The organism is Stenotrophomonas sp. JAG2 (assembly GCF_041080745.1).
In the GTDB taxonomy this organism is placed as follows: Bacteria; Pseudomonadota; Gammaproteobacteria; order Xanthomonadales; family Xanthomonadaceae; genus Stenotrophomonas; species Stenotrophomonas maltophilia_AA.
In genome coordinates this window covers 19,979-35,088 of sequence record NZ_JBEUMH010000006.1, presented here as the reverse complement: position 1 = coordinate 35,088, position 15,110 = coordinate 19,979, and the positions used below count along the sequence as shown (strand labels likewise).

The window sequence follows — 15,110 nt, the reverse complement described above, 5'->3', positions numbered from 1 at the left end:
ACCGGTCGGCCGGCCTACCATCCGAACGTGGGCGCATGGGGTGCGCCGGCGATCGTTGTTTCCATGCTGTACTCAGTGCCTGCGAGGGTGGGGAGCCTTTTCGCATGATTGCCACGCCCAATGTAGGGGGGCACCCGGGCCGTGACCCGGCGTTGTTGAAGATGGCCCGCGAGGCCGTGCTGCCGGGGCTGGTCGAGTCGTTCTCGACGGTGCTGGCGCGCTTCGATGATGTGCTGTTCGACCGTGCCGGTACCGCCGGCGCGTCGCAGTTGCTGTTCCTGGACGGCATGCGCGAGCTGCGCCGCCGCCGGGAGGACATCGTGTCCGGCTTCCGCGCCCACCTGGCCCAGGCCTGGGACGCGCTGGAGCGGGGCGAGCCGCTGTCGGCCGAGGCCACCCTGGCCGGCCAGATCGAGGACGGGCTGAGCCTGGTGCCCGAACACGTGCTGGAATCCCGGCTGGCGGTGCGCAACTTCGCCACCGTGCTGCTGCGCGACTTCAAGCCGGTGCTGTCGCGGCTGGACCGCCGCTTGGGCGTGATCGCCGGCGGCCTGGAACTGCAGGCCGATACCAATCCGATCAGCCCCGAGCACCTCGGCGTCGCCATCCATGAGGCCTTCGCCGACTGTGAACTGGCCCCGGAAGTGCGGCTGGTGCTGATCAAACTGTGCGAGCGCGACCTGCAGCAGCCGATCGGCAAGCGGTACGAGTATCTGGACGAACAACTGGCCGCGGCTGGCGTGATGCCGCAGATGGCCGCGCGCCGGCCTGCGCCGCGCGCACCGTCGCCGCCACAGCGCGATGACCGCGACGCCTTCGATGGGTTCGAGACCGAGGCCGGGCTGGGCGCGGCGGGCGACGAGGGGCAGGCACCCGCCTGGGCCCGTCGTTTCGCCGACCGCTGGGCCGAGAGCCGTGGCCGCCTCCAGGGTAGCGGCGGCGCGCAGGACGGGTATGGCGAGGGCGGTGAGAGCCTTGGCGGCAACCAGGGCATGCTGCTCGATGCCCTGCATGAACTCCTGCAGCAGACCCGCCACGTGCGCGAGGACGCCACGTCGGCGGCCAGTGTCGCGGTGGGCCAGCAACGCCCGTTGAGCCAGCGCGAGATGATGTCGGTGCTCTCGCTGCTGCAGGCCACGCCGAGCGCGACCCTGCGCGCGGCGATCGGCGAGGACGGCGAATCGCTGGCGCAACGCCTGAAGAGTGAAGTGCTGTCCGGCGCGACCCGGCTCGGGGTCGATCCCGCGCAGGCGCGGCTGGACCCGCAGGACGAGGATGCGATCGACCTGGTCGGCATGCTGTTCGACGTGATGCTCGACGAGCGCGACCTGGAGGGCCGCTCGCGCGAGCTGATCGGCCGGCTGGTGGTGCCCTTCGTCAAGGTCGCCATGCTTGATCGCCGCATGTTCGTGCAGAAGACCCACCCGGCGCGCAAGCTGCTCAACTCGCTGGCCGAGGCCTGCGAAGGCAACACCGGCGAGAGCCAGGCCGAGCGCGTGCTGATGGGCAAGGTCGAGGAAATCATCGAGCGCCTGGTCGCCGAGTTCAACGAGAACCTGGCGATCTTCCTGACCCTGGAAGAAGAATTCCGCGATTTCCTGACCCAGCACCGGCGCCGGATCGAGATCGCCGAGCGGCGTGCCGCCGAAACCCAGCGCGGCCAGGAAAAGCTCGAAATGGCCCGCCAGCGCGCCAGTGCCGAACTGGACCGCCGGATCGGCGATACCACCTTGCCGCAGGCGATCGGCGAGTTCCTGCGCCAGCCCTGGCAGCACCATCTGACCCTGACCGTGCTGCGCGAAGGCGAAGACGGGGCGTCGGTCGGCGAGGCACTGAGCCTGGCCGATGGCATGCTGGAGGAAGTGGCCGAGGCGCGCCGCCATATCGTCGGCAAGCCCTGGCTGCAGGCCTGGCATCCGGCGCTGCGCAAGGTGTTTGCCAGCGTCGGCGTGCATGCCGATGCGGCGACCAGTGCGATCGATGCGCTGCACGACACCCTGCAGGGCATCGCCGAATCGCGCCCCGAGCTGGAACGCGCGCTGCCCGAACTGCCGCAGGTGGCGCTGCCGTCGCCGCCGACGCAGGAATCGGCGGCGGTGGAGCTGGGCAGCAAGGTCGATGTCAGCGATTTCGACAATGCCGATGCCGACCGCTTCCGCGGCCTGGAGATCGGCACCTGGCTGGATTTCGTCGACAAGGACGGCAAGGTCCAGGCCGGCAAGCTGTCCTGGGTGAGCCCGATTTCCCAGCGCCTGCTGTTCGTCAACCGGCGCGGGGTGCGCTTCTGCGTGGCCTCGCCGGAAGAACTGGCGGTGATGGTGCGTCTGGGTCGCCTGCGGGCGCATATCGACGATGGCGCGTTCGACAGCGCCATGCAGGGCGTGATCGATCGGCTGGATACCAGGAACGCCACCGTGCATTGAGCCGCCGGGCCACGCTGGCCCGGCGATCAGGTTACGATCAGCCCACAATCCGCTGATCGTCGGGGACAGGCATGGCTGTCGAGGTGTTGGTGGTAAAGGAACATGCGCCGGGGGAACGGCGCGTGGCGATGACGCCGGAAACGGCGCGCAAGCTGATCGCGCTCGGCGCGGGCGTGTCGTTCGAGCCCAACGCCGGGTTGGCTGCCGGCTTCCCCGATGCGTTGTATCAGGAGGTGGGGGCGCAGCCCGCCGATGACACCCGCCTGGGCCAGGCCGACATCGTGCTGTGCGTGCAGCCACCGTCCAACGACCGCCTTGCGCGGTTGAAATCCGGCGCCAGCCTGATCGGCATGCTGCACCCGCAGGCCGATGCCGAGCGGGCGGGCCTGATCCAGTCGCGCGGCCTGCAGGCGTTTCCGCTGGAACGCTTGCCGCGCACCACGCGGGCACAGTCGATGGACGTGCTCAGTTCGCAGGCCGGCATGGCCGGTTATAAAGCCACGTTGATCGCCGCCCAGCGCGCGCCGCGCTTCTTCCCGATGCTCACCACCGCCGCCGGCACGATCCGTCCCTCCAAGGTGCTGGTGGTCGGCGCCGGCGTGGCCGGCCTGCAGGCGATCGCCACGGCGCGTCGGTTGGGCGCGCAGGTGGAAGGCTTCGATGTGCGCCCGGAAACCCGCGAGCAGATCGAATCGCTGGGCGGCAAGTTCCTCGACCTGGGTGTCAGCGCGGTCGGCGAAGGTGGCTATGCGCGCCCGTTGACCGATGAAGAACGCGCCGAGCAGCAGCGTCGCCTTGGCGAGCATCTGCGTACGGTGGATGTGGTCATCTGTACCGCCGCCGTGCCGGGGCGGCCGGCGCCGAAGATCGTCAGCACCGCGATGGCGCGTGGCATGAAGCCGGGCAGCGTGATCGTCGATCTCGCCGCGGAAACCGGCGGCAATTGCGAGGCCACGCAACCGGGCGAGGTGGTGGACCTGGACGGCGTGCTCATCGATGGCCCGCTCAACCTGGCCAGCCAAGGCGCGGTGCATGCCAGCGAGATGTACGCCCGCAACCTCTACAACTTCGTCGCCCTGTTCCTGAAAGAGGGCGCCGTCACCTTCGACTGGGACGACGAACTGCTCGCGAAAACCCGCTGGGTCGCCGCCTGAAAAAACGGGGACGGAGGTAGTTAATAATCCCCTCCGTCCCCGTTAATTGCTCAGCGCTTCGGCGGCGGCGGGGCGGGGTTCGCCTTGAGCCAGGCCTTGCGTTCGTCCGGGGTCATCCGCGCCCAGCGGTCGCGCAGGTCCTGGCGCTGTTCCGGAGTCATGCCGCGCATCTGGCCGAACAGCGCACGTGCCTGTTCGCGCTGTTCCGGCGTCATGTTCTCGAAACGGTGCCGGCCCCGGTGCGCCTGCGCGCGCTGTTCCGGGGTCATGGTCAGCCAGCGCTCGCCATGCTGCAGCATGCGTTCGCGCTGCGGCGCCGGGGCGTCGTTCCAGCGGTCGCGCACGGGCGCGATCAACGCCTCGCGCTGCTGCGGGCTGAGTTTGTCCCAGTCCGGCAGCGGGGCGGTCTGGGCCCACGCGGCCGCACTCAGCGTCAGCAACACCAGCCCCAGGGACAGTCGCGGTTTCATCATCACTCCATTGCCAGGTCGGTGCCGCCCAGCCACAAATACAGATCGGGATTCTCGTCGAGGACATCGCTGCCGTCATCTGCCGCGCTCGCCACGACCGGTGCCGGCGGGGTGGTCGATTCGCCGAGGAGGAAACTGTAGCCCAACGCGAGCGCGACCACCGCCGAACAGGCCGTGGCCATCCACCAGGACGGGGCGTGCCGCTTGGCCGGCGAGGCGGCATGACGCGCGCTGCGCAGCCGCGCCAGCGTAACCGGCGAGAGGGTATCCAGCGCCTGCGCATGCAGCTGCCGCAGGGCGGCATCGTCATGCATCGAAGGGGGCAGGGGGCGGTTCACAGGGCGATCTCCAGAGACTGCTGCAGCGCGTGGCGGGCGCGCGAAAGATGGGTTTTGACCGCGCCTTCGCTGCAGCCCATGGCCTTGGCCGTGGTGGCGCCGTCCAGGTCCTGCAGCACGCGCAGGGTGAAGGCCTCGCGCTGGCGGGCGGGCAGCTCCCGCAGCGCCTGCACCAGCTGCGCGTACTGGTCGCGCTGCTCGTGGGCCTGGGCCGGGCCGGGCGCGCTGTCGGCCCAGTCGACGTCATGCTCGCCGCCGGCCTCGTCGCTGCTGCGCCAGAATTTCAGGCGGAATCCGCGGCGGCGCTGCAGGTCGACCACGCGGCGGCGCAGGATGCTCCAGAACAGTGGCGCCCACTCGGCGGCGGGTTTGTCGCGGTAGCCGAGCATCTTCAACATGCTGTCCTGCACCGCATCCAGCGCGTCGTCGCGCTGGCGCAGGCCGGCCTCGGCGAAGCGGAACGCGCGCGGGCCGATCCCGGCCAGGAACGCATCCAGCGACACCGGCAGCGCCACCTCGGGCGTGGCAGGCAGGTCGGCATCCGTCGACGGTAGGGGAGAGCTCACCAGCACAGGGTAGCGTTCCGGCAGGGGGATACCGTGAGAACGCGCCAGGACGGCTGCGGTTGACCGGCCCGCCCGATTGGTTCAGCGCATGGTTATGATGCAGGGGACGGGATGACCGCCTGGGAGAGTGACTGCAATGAGCGACGGGTTCGTGGCGTTGTACATCTTCATGCTGGCCGCCATTGCCGGCCACGTGATCATTTCACGGGTGCCGGTGATCCTGCATACCCCTTTGATGTCCGGGTCCAACTTCATCCACGGCATCGTGCTGATCGGCGCGATGGTGGTGTTGGGGCACGCGCAGACCCCGCTGGAGAAGATCATCGGCTTCATCGCGGTGGTGCTCGGCGCGGGCAACGCGGCCGGTGGTTACGTGGTGACCGAACGCATGCTCGACATGTTCAAGCCCAGCGCCAAGCGCGACGCCGGGGAGAAGACGCCTTGAACGTGACCACCGCGCAACTGCTGCAGTGGCTGGTCCAGGTGAGCTATCTGGTCGCCGCGACCCTGTTCCTGCTTGGCCTGCAGCGCATGGCCTCGCCGATGACCGCGCGCAGCGGCATCCGCTGGGCCGGCCTGGGCATGCTGATCGCCACGGTGGCGACGTTCTTCCTGCCCGAGCTGCACAACATCCCGCTGATCCTGGCTGCGGTGGCGATCGGCACCGGCGTGGCGTGGTGGTCGGCCAAGCGCGTGGCGATCACCGACATGCCGCAGATGGTGGCGCTCTACAACGGCATGGGCGGCGGTTCCGCGGCGGCGATCGGCGCGGTGGAGCTGCTGCGCTTCTCGTTCCTGGCCAACCGCGATACCACCCATTGGAGCGAGCAGGCGCTGGCCGATCTCGCCGCGCGCCAGCCGTCCGCGACGGTGCTGGCGCTGGCCGTGATCGGTTCGGCGATCGGCGCGGTCTCGCTGTCCGGCTCGATCATCGCCTGGGCCAAACTCGATGGTCGGCTCGACCGACGCGTCACCTTCCCGGGGCAGCAGGCGTTCAACCTGCTGGTCGCGCTGGCGATGGTGGTGCTGGGCATCTGGGCGGCGGTGACGCTGAGCCCGGTGGCGATCATCAGCTTCTTCGTGGTCGCGCTCGCACTCGGCGTGCTGATGACGCTGCCGATCGGTGGCGCCGACATGCCGGTGGTGATCTCGCTGTACAACGCGTTCACCGGCCTGGCCGTGGCCTTCGAGGGCTACGTGCTCGGCAACGAGGCGCTGATCATCGCCGGCATGATGGTCGGCGCGGCCGGCATCCTGCTGACCCGCCTGATGGCCAAGGCGATGAACCGGCCGATCAGCGGCGTGCTGTTCTCCAACTTCGGCGGCGGCGGGGTCGCGCAGGAGATCAGCGGCGCGCAGAAGCCGATCGAGGCCAGCGATGTCGCCGCGATGCTGGCCTTCGCCGAGCGCGTGGTGATCGTGCCCGGCTACGGCATGGCCGTGGCCCAGGCGCAGCACAAGGTGTGGGAGCTGGCGCAGCGCCTGATCGATCGCGGCATCAAGGTGAAGTTCGCGATCCACCCGGTTGCCGGGCGCATGCCGGGGCACATGAACGTGCTGCTGGCCGAAGCGGGCGTGCCCTACGACCTGATCGCCGACATGGACGACATCAACCCGGAGTTCCCGAACACCGACGTGGTGCTGGTGATCGGTGCCAACGACGTGGTCAATCCGGTCGCGCGCACGGATCCGGCCAGTCCGATCTACGGGATGCCGATCCTGGACGTGGTCAACGCCCGCAACGTGGTGGTGATCAAGCGCGGCAAGGGTACCGGCTTTGCCGGCATCGAGAATGCGCTGTTCTATGCCGACAACGCCCGGATGCTGTACGGCGATGGTGCCGGTGCGGCGAGTGCGCTGGTGAGCGAACTGAAGGCGCTCGACGGCGGGCATTGAGGCGCGGATGCAAGGGTCACGACCAACGGTCGTGACCTACGGGCGACACCGGACCTGCGGCGACACCGGACCTGGGTAGTGCCGGCCGCTGGCCGGCTCATTGCCATGCGTGAATGCCAGCGCGTTGCCGTTCTGACGCCATGAGGAGCCGGCCAGCGGCCGGCACTACCGATGGCATGCGGCGGCGGGGTGCAGGGGGCGTTACCTCGCCACCCACCAGCCCACGACCAGCGCCACACCCAGCCACAGCCACTCGACCGCGCCGTTGGCCAGCCCGCTCAGGGTCCAGGCCAGATAGGGCCCCATGCGCAACGCTGATTCCCATGGAGTGAGTCCCATCGAGCCGCCGAGGTAGGCCGAGGCGATGCCCCAGTTGGCGGCCAGCGCTACCAGCACGGTAGCCAGCAGGGTCAGTACCACCCGGGCAGCGCCTGCGCGCAGGGTCCCCAGGCGCAGCATGAACGCGATCTCCAATGCCGCAATAACCGCCATCCAGCCGGCCTGGCGGCCGGTGAGCAGGGCGATGAACAACCAGGCCAGCGTGGCCGTGACGACACCAAGCAGAAACAGCGGGGGCCAGAGCCAGTGGCGGCTCCGGACAGGCACGGACGTGGGCGACATGCAATCTTCCTGTAAGTCCGGACAGGATACCGGCTTGCGGGGTGACCGGCGCATGGGCGGCCACTGGGCTAAAATGGTCGCCTTGCGGGAATTGGCCGCGACCCCCATATCGATCCACATGTATTCCCGTAGCAGTGAACCTGTCCACTTCGAACGCGACTGCGAGGCCGTCATGGTCCCGCAGGGCGAAACGGTCACGCTGCCGGCTGGCAGCTATGGCTATATCACCCAGGCCCTGGGTGGCAGCTATACCGTCTTTGTCGAAGGCAATCTGTTCCGCATCGCCGGCAAGGATGGCGATGCCATCGGCAAGGAAGCGCCCCCGGCGCTGGAACTGCCCGCCGATGCCTCCGACGAGGAGGTCGAGAAACTGGTGTGGCAGCAGCTGCGCACCTGCTTCGACCCGGAGATCCCCTTCAATATCGTCGATCTGGGTCTGGTCTATGAAGTGGACCTCAAGCACCTGGACGACGGCCAGCGCGAGGTCGAGATCAAGATGACCCTGACCGCGCCCGGCTGCGGCATGGGCGAGATCCTGGTCGATGACGTGCGCAGCAAGCTGGAAATGATCCCGACGGTGGCCGAGGCCGACGTCGAGCTGGTGTTCGACCCGCCGTGGGGCCGCCACATGATGTCCGAGGCCGCCCGGCTCGAAACCGGCATGCTGTAACCGCCCATCGCCAGCCGGCGTCACGGCGTTCCCCGTAACCAGAACAGGAAATATCCGGTGTCCCAGTCTTCCGTGAGCTTCAACACCACCCGTTCCGCCCAGCCGCGCAGCAGCGAGGAGCGTGAGCGCATCCTGGCCGCCCCCGGTTTTGGTCTGCACTTCACCGATCACATGGTGGAAGTGCGCTGGGACAAGGACACCGGCTGGCACGATGCGGTGGTGCGCCCGTATGGCCCGCTGCAGCTGGACCCGGCCGCTGCGGTGCTGCATTACGGCCAGGAAATCTTCGAAGGCATCAAGGCCTACCGCCACGCTGACGGTTCGATCTGGACCTTCCGCCCGGAGGCCAACGGCCGCCGCCTGCAGCGTTCGGCGCAGCGCCTGGCGCTGCCGGAACTGCCGGTCGAGATCTTCGTCGAATCGCTCAAGCAGATGATTGCGGTGGACGCCAGCTGGGTGCCGTCGGCCGACGAATCCAGCCTGTATTTCCGTCCGTTCATGATCGGCGATGAAGCCTTCCTCGGCGTGCGCGGCGCGCACAAGGCCGGCTACTACGTGATCGCCAGCCCGGCCGGCCCGTACTTTGCCAAGGGCGTGGCCCCGGTGTCGATCTGGCTGTCCACCGAATATGCACGCGCGGGCAAGGGCGGCACCGGCGCGGCCAAGTGCGGTGGCAACTACGCCGCCTCGCTGCTGCCACAGCAGAAGGCGCAGGCGCAGGGCTGCTCGCAGGTGCTGTTCCTGGATCCGGTCGAAGGCAAGTACCTGGAAGAACTGGGTGGCATGAACGTGTTCCTGGTCTACAAGGACGGCACCTTGGTGACCCCGTCGCTGTCGGGCAGCATCCTGGAAGGCATCACCCGCGAAAGCATCCTGCAGCTGGCGCGCGACCGCGGCATGAAGGTCGAAGAGCGCAAGGTCACCCTCGATGAGTGGAAGGACGGCGTGACCTCCGGCGAGATCGTGGAAGCGTTCGCCTGCGGCACCGCTGCGGTGGTCACCCCGATCGGCCAGCTCAAGGGTGAAGGCTTCTCGGTGGGCGACATCAACGCCCCGGCCGGCGAAGTGACCATGTCGCTGCGCAAGGAACTGACCGACATCCAGTACGGCCGCCTGCCGGACCGTCATGGCTGGCTGGTCCGCCTGGACGCCTGAGTCCTTGGGGGTCTGAACTGAAGCATCGAAACCCGCCTGGCGACAGGCGGGTTTTTTGTTGCCGGTTCGAAATCGGTAATGCAGGCCGCTGGCCGGCTCTGCAGGATTCCGTGGAGCCGGCCAGCGGCCGGCACTACGGGATGGTCGGGCGCCGGCCAGCGGCCGGCACTACTGTCCTGCGGTGGCACTGGCGTAAGTCGTTGATGCGCAAGTGGTGTCCCGAATTTGTCGACCGCGACAGCCATTTCAGACAATCCGTGGCGCAATCGGACCACCCGAAAGGCCGTGAGTTCCTTCACTTTCACAAACCCTCGACCCGGAAAGTCTCAGATCCGACATTTCATGTCACTGAAGTGCAGCTGAAACATTGTTGATCGGCCAGCCAGCCACTAGCGTCGGGTTGGGCGGTTTGATTCAGGGGAACCGATCCACTCACCCGGCCGATCCGCGCCATCGATTTCAGCAGCCCCCGGATCGGACCTGGATTCTCAGCCGCGACGACGGCATTCACTGTCTGAAAGGGAAATCCGATGTCTCATGTCTCGCAACACCGTTTGCGTCAGCGTGCATTGGTTGTACTGGGCGCGTCCGTTCTCTCGACCCTGCTGCTGGCCACCCCGGCGTTCGCCGGCGATGTGCAGTTGAGCGGCCTGTCCTCGGCGCCGACCCATCAGCGCTTCATCGTGAAGTACAAGGACGGCAGCACCGAGGTCGCCACCCCGACCGCGCTGGCCAGCTCGCTCAAGGCTGCCGCCGCGGCGGTGCCGGCCGCACAGGGCCGCGCGCTGGGACTGCAGAAGCTGCGTCAGCTGGCGATCGGCCCAACCGTGGTCAAGGCCGACCGGCCGCTGGACCGTGCCGAAGCCGAGTTGCTGATGCGCCGCCTGGCAGCCGACCCGAGCGTGGAATACGTCGAGGTCGACCAGCTGATGCAGGCCACCCTGGTGCCCAACGACACGCGTTTCTCCGAGCAGTGGGGCTTCGGCACCAGTAATGCTTCGATCAACGTGCGCCCGGCGTGGGACAAGGCCACCGGCACCGGCGTGGTGGTCGCGGTGATCGACACCGGCATCACCAACCATCCCGACCTCAATGCCAACATCCTGCCCGGCTATGACTTCATCAGCGACGCGGCGATGGCGCGCGATGGCGGTGGCCGCGACAACAACCCCAACGACGAAGGCGACTGGTACGCCGCCAACGAATGCGGCTCGGGCATTCCGGCCTCCAACTCGAGCTGGCACGGCACCCACGTGGCCGGCACCGTCGCGGCGGTAACCAACAACAGCACCGGCGTCGCTGGCACGGCCTTCAATGCCAAGGTCGTCCCGGTGCGCGTGCTCGGCAAGTGCGGCGGCTACACCTCCGACATCGCCGACGCGATCGTCTGGGCCTCCGGCGGCACCGTCAGCGGCGTCCCGGCCAACGCCAATCCCGCCGAAGTGATCAATATGTCGCTCGGCGGTGGTGGCAGCTGCTCCACCACCTACCAGACCGCGATCAATGGCGCCGTCTCGCGCGGCACCACCGTGGTGGTCGCCGCGGGCAACAGCAACACCAACGTCTCGTCCTCGGTGCCGGCCAACTGCGCCAACGTCATCGCCGTCGCCGCGACCACGTCGGCCGGCGCCCGTGCCAGCTTCTCCAACTACGGCACCGGCATCGACATCTCGGCGCCGGGGCAGGGGATTCTCTCCACCCTCAACAGCGGCACCACGGTCCCGGGCAGCGCCTCGTACGCCTCCTACAACGGCACCTCGATGGCGGCCCCGCATGTCGCCGGCGTGGTGGCCCTGGTCCAGTCCGTCGCCCCCACCGCGTTGAGCCCGGCCTCCATCGAGAGCCTGCTCAAGAGCACTGCACGTCCCCTCCCGGGTGCCTGCTCGGGTGGCTGCGGCGCAGGCATCGTCGACGCCGATGCGGCGGTGACGGCGGCGCTCAACGGCACCGGCCCGGGACCGGGTACCGGCACCGTGCTGCAGAACAACGTCCCGGTCACCGGCCTCGGCGCCGCCAGCGGTGCCTCGCTGGCCTACACCGTGGCCGTGCCGTCGGGCAGCAGCCAGTTGAAGGTCACCATCGCCGGCGGCAGCGGCGATGCCGATCTCTACGTCCGCTCCGGCAGCGCCCCGACGGATACCGTCTACACCTGCCGCCCGTACCTCAGCGGCAACAACGAAACCTGCACGATCAGCGCCCCCGCGGCCGGCACCTGGCATGTGCGGGTGAAGGCCTACTCGACCTTCTCCGGGGTCACCCTTACCGCGCAGTACTGATCGCGTTCCCATCGCACCAACGCAGAACGCCCCGGCATGCCGGGGCGTTCGTTCGATCAACATGCTGCGCCAATGATTACGCCGCTTCGAACCGGTTGGCCGCCACGTTCTTGCGCACCTGCTCTGGATTCCAGATGCGGCCGTTCATCGCAATGTACACACCGCTCGGCAACGACTGCACCGCACCGATCGCACACCCGATGTTGAACTCCGCATCCGAGCCACGGAAGCGCGCCGGGCTCAGCGCACCGGTCATCACGATCGTCTTGTCGGTGATCGACTTCAGCACCTGGCCGGTCTGCACCATGGAGTCGGTCCCGTGCGTCACCAGCACATGCCGCGTCGGCTGCGCCGCGATCGTCGCGCGGATCAGCTCGCGGTCATCGTCGGTGATGTGCAGCGAATCCTTGCGCAGGATCGGAATCACATTGAAACGGAAGGTCACGCCCAGCTCGCGCAGGATCATCCCGATCTGCGGATCACCGATCTGATAGTCCGACTTGTCGTCGAAGTAGATCTTGTCGATCGTGCCACCGGTGGTGATGATCAGTAGTTCTTCCATTGCAAGCATCCTGGGTACCAGACAGAAGGGCACGGAACCGCCGCGCCGACCCGTAGATGATACGGCTGCCGCCCGCCGGATGCAGGCCCGCGACGCCGGGCGGTCAGCCAGCCGTTCGCTTCTGCCCGAAGCGCCGCCGCAGCCCCGGCGTGCTCGCCACCGCGATCACCGCCAGTGCAAGCCCGAGCTCGAGCCAGGCCCACAGCGCCACCTCCGGATGGCTCCAGGCGCTCATCACGCCGTGGCTGAACCAGAACAGCGCCAGCACGCCGGCCCAGAACATCGCCTTGCCGCGCCTCACCAGCACCCCCAGCGCCAGCAGCAGCGGCGGCAGGGTGAACACCAGCTGGGTGGCCAGCCAATGCTTGTCCTGCGCGAACCAGACCGCGAACAGCACCGCCAGCGCGACCAGCAGCAGGGCAAGCACGATCTCCTGCGCCCGCGTGCTCACGCCAGCCGCCGTGCGATATCAGCCACCCGCCGCCCCAGCGCCCGCGCCAGGATGCTCTCATCCTCGCTCGGCACCGGGTTGTCGTCCGCGCCGGCGACATGGCTGGCGCCATACGGCGTGCCGCCGGTGGTGGTGTGGCTCAGCGCCGGCTCGGTGAAGGGAATGCCGACGATCAGGCAGCCGTGGTGCAGCAGCGGCACCTGCATTGAGAGCAGGGTCGATTCCTGGCCCCCGTGCAGCGACGCCGTCGAGGTGAACACCCCCGCCGGCTTGCCGGCCAGCGTGCCGTTCACCCACTCCGCGCCCAGCCCGTCCAGGAAATGCTTCACCGGCGCGGCCATGTTGCCGAACCGGGTCGGGCTGCCCAGCAGCAGGCCCGTGCACTCGGCCAGGTCGGCCACGCTCACATACGGTGCGCCGTCCTCGGGCACCGGCGGCAGCGCCGTCTGGGTCACCGCCGCCACTGGCGGCACCGTGCGCAGGCGCGCACTCATGCCCGGCACCTCACCGATGCCGCGGGCAATCTGGCGGGCAAGCCGTGCCACTGAACCGCCACGGCTGTAATACAGCACCAGGATCTCCGCCATTTCGCTTCCATCTCGTTGAGTCCGATGCGGCCAGTATGGCAACGCAGCCCGCTCAGGGCGAGGTCCGTGCATGCCGCACACCCGTCATCGGGTACCCTTGCGCCGATGGAACCTCTCGATACGATCAACCTGTGGATCGAACGCGTCCGGGACCGCGCACGCGCGACCAGCTTCGGCCGCTTCCTGTGGCGCCGCTTCCTCGATGACCGCCTGTTCCAGGCGGCCGCCTCGCTGGCCTACACCACGGTGTTCGCGCTGGTGCCGCTGGCCATCGTCGTGTTCGGGGTGCTCTCGGCGTTCCCGGTGTTCGATCGCTGGAGCGATACCCTCAGCGACTACGTGTTCTCCAACTTCGTGCCCAACGCCGCGCGCGCCGCCGAAGGCTATCTGCGGCAGTTCTCGGCCAGTGCCGGGCAGCTGACCGCCGCAGGCTTCATCGCCCTGGTGGTGTCCCTGCTGATCACCCTCAACAGCGTGGAGGAAACCTTCAACCAGATCTGGCGGGTGAGCTCCACCCGGCCGAAGCTGACCCGCTTCCTGGTCTATTGGACCGTGCTCACCCTCGGCGCGATGCTGGCCGCCGCCTCGCTGGCGGTCTCCGCGCGGGTGTTCGCGCTGCCCCTGTTCGGGACCAGCGAAGGCCGCTGGCTGGCCAACGTGTCGTTGACGGTCGCCCCGATCCTGATCGAGTTCATCTGCATCATGCTGGTCTACCGCGTGGTGCCGCACCACACGGTCAAATGGCGGCATGCCATTCCCGGTGCGATCCTGGCCGCGATCATGCTTGAGCTGGTCAAGTGGGGCATGGGCGCCTACCTGGGCAGCTTCCAGTCCTATCAGAAGCTCTATGGCACGGTCGCCTTCGTGCCGATCCTGCTGCTGTGGATCTACCTGTGCTGGGTGTCGGTGCTGCTCGGCGCCTCGCTGGCCTCTTCGATCGCCGCGTTCCGGTATCAGCCGGCCGACCTGCGCCTGCCGGTGGGCTATGAGATCTACGGCCTGCTGCGCCTGATCGGCCGGTTCCACAAGGCACGCGCCGAAGGCCGCAGCCTGGATGACGACGAGATCCTGAGGCTGGAGCCGATGCTGACCGACTCGCTGCTGCAGACCCTGCTCTGCGACCTTGAAGCGATCCGCGTGGTCCGTCGCGACGAGCGGGGCGAATGGCTGCTGGCACGCGATCTGGACAAACTCACCCTGGCCGACCTGTACGAGACCACGCAGATGCGTATCCCGATCAAGGAAGCCTACCTGCCGTATCGCGACGACAGCCTCGGCACGGCCTCGGTGGCCGCGCTGGACACGCTGCGCCTGCCGCTGCGCGAACTGCTCAAGCGCCGCGTCAGCGACATCTACACGATCCCTGGAGAAAAGCCATGACCGCCAAGCCCCTGCTGCTGGCCCTGGGCCTGCTGACGCTGGCCGCCTGCAACAAACCCGCCGCCCAGAGCGAGGCCGTCGCGCCCGCCGCCCCGGCGCCGATCGAAGAACCGGCCACGCCGCCGACGGAGGCCGTTCCGGCCACCGAGCGCAAGACCGTTGAACAGCCCACGCTCAAGGCCAAGGCGCTGGATGGCACCGAGTACGACCTGGCCGCGCACCGCGGCAAATGGGTGGTGGTGAACTTCTGGGCAACCTGGTGCGCGCCGTGCCGCAAGGAAATGCCCGAGCTGTCCGCGCTGCACGCGATGCGCAGCGAGATCGAAGTGGTCGGCCTGGCTTTCGAGGACATCGAGCCGGCCGAGATGAAGGCCTTCCTGGAGAAGCGTCCGGTCACCTATCCGATCGTGATCGTGGATACCTACAACCCGCCGGAAGACTTCGCGATCCCGCGCGGCCTGCCGATGACCTATCTGATCGCGCCGGATGGCAAGGTCGCCAAGGAATTCCTCGGCCCGGTCACCGCGCATGATATCGAAGCGCGGATCAAGGAAGGCTGAG

16 protein-coding genes are annotated in these 15,110 nt (G+C 68.0%); 9 read left to right on the top strand and 7 right to left on the bottom strand.

Annotated elements, in window-relative coordinates; genetic code table 11:
- Positions 1-104: 104 nt before the first annotated feature.
- Complete coding sequence (locus tag AB9O74_RS09135; protein ID WP_369349098.1) at positions 105-2,423, top strand: DUF1631 domain-containing protein; 2,319 nt, start codon at positions 105-107, stop codon at positions 2,421-2,423.
- Between the two features lie 71 nt (positions 2,424-2,494).
- A complete protein-coding gene (locus AB9O74_RS09130; protein WP_369349097.1) occupies positions 2,495-3,577 on the top strand; it encodes an NAD(P) transhydrogenase subunit alpha in 1,083 nt (360 codons plus the stop codon).
- A gap of 50 nt (positions 3,578-3,627) precedes the next feature.
- Here the strand turns inward: AB9O74_RS09130 and AB9O74_RS09125 are convergent, their stop codons facing one another.
- From AB9O74_RS09125 to AB9O74_RS09115, 3 genes are read right to left on the bottom strand one after another with little or no spacing between them, the layout of a single operon-like run.
- The gene (locus tag AB9O74_RS09125; RefSeq protein ID WP_369349096.1) at positions 3,628-4,050 is read right to left on the bottom strand and encodes a DUF3106 domain-containing protein; all 423 of its coding nucleotides are present in this window, start codon (positions 4,048-4,050) and stop codon (positions 3,628-3,630) included.
- Positions 4,050-4,361, bottom strand: a complete 312-nt coding sequence (locus AB9O74_RS09120; protein ID WP_369349250.1) for a hypothetical protein — start codon at positions 4,359-4,361, stop codon at positions 4,050-4,052. The genes AB9O74_RS09125 and AB9O74_RS09120 overlap by 1 nt, the downstream gene beginning before the upstream one ends.
- 20 nt (positions 4,362-4,381) lie before the next feature.
- Positions 4,382-4,957: an RNA polymerase sigma factor gene (locus AB9O74_RS09115; protein ID WP_369349095.1), complete on the bottom strand. Its 576-nt coding sequence runs from the start codon at positions 4,955-4,957 to the stop codon at positions 4,382-4,384.
- A 130-nt stretch (positions 4,958-5,087) separates the two neighbouring features.
- Between AB9O74_RS09115 and AB9O74_RS09110 the strand changes: the two genes are divergently transcribed.
- Positions 5,088-5,396, top strand: coding sequence for an NAD(P) transhydrogenase subunit alpha (locus AB9O74_RS09110; protein ID WP_121044596.1), 309 nt, complete (start codon positions 5,088-5,090; stop codon positions 5,394-5,396).
- A complete protein-coding gene (locus tag AB9O74_RS09105) occupies positions 5,393-6,847 on the top strand; it encodes an NAD(P)(+) transhydrogenase (Re/Si-specific) subunit beta (RefSeq protein WP_176990317.1) in 1,455 nt (484 codons plus the stop codon). Before AB9O74_RS09110 ends, AB9O74_RS09105 begins: the two co-directional genes overlap by 4 nt.
- A gap of 201 nt (positions 6,848-7,048) precedes the next feature.
- Here the strand turns inward: AB9O74_RS09105 and AB9O74_RS09100 are convergent, their stop codons facing one another.
- Positions 7,049-7,468 carry a hypothetical protein gene (locus AB9O74_RS09100; RefSeq protein WP_369349094.1) on the bottom strand — a complete coding sequence of 140 codons (420 nt, stop codon included), beginning with the start codon at positions 7,466-7,468 and terminating at the stop codon, positions 7,049-7,051.
- A 118-nt stretch (positions 7,469-7,586) separates the two neighbouring features.
- Between AB9O74_RS09100 and sufT the strand changes: the two genes are divergently transcribed.
- The 3 genes from sufT to AB9O74_RS09085 all read left to right on the top strand — a co-directional run bounded on the left by sufT (position 7,587) and on the right by AB9O74_RS09085 (position 11,569).
- The gene (gene sufT / locus AB9O74_RS09095; RefSeq protein ID WP_313212203.1) at positions 7,587-8,138 is read left to right on the top strand and encodes a putative Fe-S cluster assembly protein SufT; all 552 of its coding nucleotides are present in this window, start codon (positions 7,587-7,589) and stop codon (positions 8,136-8,138) included.
- Positions 8,139-8,195: 57 nt separating this feature from the next.
- Entirely contained in the window at positions 8,196-9,293 is a 1,098-nt protein-coding gene (locus AB9O74_RS09090) for a branched-chain amino acid aminotransferase (RefSeq protein WP_179460833.1), read from the top strand.
- 530 nt (positions 9,294-9,823) lie between these two features.
- Positions 9,824-11,569: a S8 family peptidase gene (locus AB9O74_RS09085; RefSeq protein WP_346479633.1), complete on the top strand. Its 1,746-nt coding sequence runs from the start codon at positions 9,824-9,826 to the stop codon at positions 11,567-11,569.
- A 76-nt stretch (positions 11,570-11,645) separates the two neighbouring features.
- Here AB9O74_RS09085 and AB9O74_RS09080 read toward each other — a convergent pair whose 3' ends face one another.
- The 3 genes from AB9O74_RS09080 to wrbA form a co-directional block, all read right to left on the bottom strand.
- Positions 11,646-12,131: an asparaginase domain-containing protein gene (locus tag AB9O74_RS09080; protein WP_121044584.1), complete on the bottom strand. Its 486-nt coding sequence runs from the start codon at positions 12,129-12,131 to the stop codon at positions 11,646-11,648.
- 103 nt (positions 12,132-12,234) lie between these two features.
- Positions 12,235-12,582 carry a DUF2069 domain-containing protein gene (locus tag AB9O74_RS09075; RefSeq protein ID WP_369349093.1) on the bottom strand — a complete coding sequence of 116 codons (348 nt, stop codon included), beginning with the start codon at positions 12,580-12,582 and terminating at the stop codon, positions 12,235-12,237.
- Entirely contained in the window at positions 12,579-13,169 is a 591-nt protein-coding gene (gene wrbA / locus AB9O74_RS09070; RefSeq protein WP_019186096.1) for an NAD(P)H:quinone oxidoreductase, read from the bottom strand. The genes AB9O74_RS09075 and wrbA overlap by 4 nt, the downstream gene beginning before the upstream one ends.
- A gap of 105 nt (positions 13,170-13,274) precedes the next feature.
- On the opposite strand from wrbA, the gene AB9O74_RS09065 reads away from it, so the two are divergent.
- Together AB9O74_RS09065 and AB9O74_RS09060 are read left to right on the top strand one after the other, a co-directional pair.
- Positions 13,275-14,549 carry a YihY family inner membrane protein gene (locus AB9O74_RS09065; protein WP_369349092.1) on the top strand — a complete coding sequence of 425 codons (1,275 nt, stop codon included), beginning with the start codon at positions 13,275-13,277 and terminating at the stop codon, positions 14,547-14,549.
- Positions 14,546-15,109: a TlpA family protein disulfide reductase gene (locus AB9O74_RS09060; protein ID WP_369349091.1), complete on the top strand. Its 564-nt coding sequence runs from the start codon at positions 14,546-14,548 to the stop codon at positions 15,107-15,109. Before AB9O74_RS09065 ends, AB9O74_RS09060 begins: the two co-directional genes overlap by 4 nt.
- Position 15,110 lies beyond the last annotated feature (1 nt).

What these genes read in the sequence shown, in the direction of transcription:
- sufT (WP_313212203.1), top strand. Translation starts at nt 7,587, where the DNA reads ATGTATTCCCGTAGCAGTGAACCTGTCCACTTCGAACGCGACTGCGAG.
- AB9O74_RS09130 (WP_369349097.1), top strand. Translation starts at nt 2,495, where the DNA reads ATGGCTGTCGAGGTGTTGGTGGTAAAGGAACATGCGCCGGGGGAACGG.
- AB9O74_RS09135 (WP_369349098.1), top strand. Translation starts at nt 105, where the DNA reads ATGATTGCCACGCCCAATGTAGGGGGGCACCCGGGCCGTGACCCGGCG.
- AB9O74_RS09060 (WP_369349091.1), top strand. Translation starts at nt 14,546, where the DNA reads ATGACCGCCAAGCCCCTGCTGCTGGCCCTGGGCCTGCTGACGCTGGCC.
- AB9O74_RS09085 (WP_346479633.1), top strand. Translation starts at nt 9,824, where the DNA reads ATGTCTCATGTCTCGCAACACCGTTTGCGTCAGCGTGCATTGGTTGTA.
- AB9O74_RS09080 (WP_121044584.1), bottom strand. Translation starts at nt 12,131, where the DNA reads ATGGAAGAACTACTGATCATCACCACCGGTGGCACGATCGACAAGATC.
- AB9O74_RS09100 (WP_369349094.1), bottom strand. Translation starts at nt 7,468, where the DNA reads ATGTCGCCCACGTCCGTGCCTGTCCGGAGCCGCCACTGGCTCTGGCCC.
- wrbA (WP_019186096.1), bottom strand. Translation starts at nt 13,169, where the DNA reads ATGGCGGAGATCCTGGTGCTGTATTACAGCCGTGGCGGTTCAGTGGCA.
- AB9O74_RS09120 (WP_369349250.1), bottom strand. Translation starts at nt 4,361, where the DNA reads ATGCATGACGATGCCGCCCTGCGGCAGCTGCATGCGCAGGCGCTGGAT.
- AB9O74_RS09125 (WP_369349096.1), bottom strand. Translation starts at nt 4,050, where the DNA reads ATGATGAAACCGCGACTGTCCCTGGGGCTGGTGTTGCTGACGCTGAGT.
- AB9O74_RS09065 (WP_369349092.1), top strand. Translation starts at nt 13,275, where the DNA reads ATGGAACCTCTCGATACGATCAACCTGTGGATCGAACGCGTCCGGGAC.
- AB9O74_RS09110 (WP_121044596.1), top strand. Translation starts at nt 5,088, where the DNA reads ATGAGCGACGGGTTCGTGGCGTTGTACATCTTCATGCTGGCCGCCATT.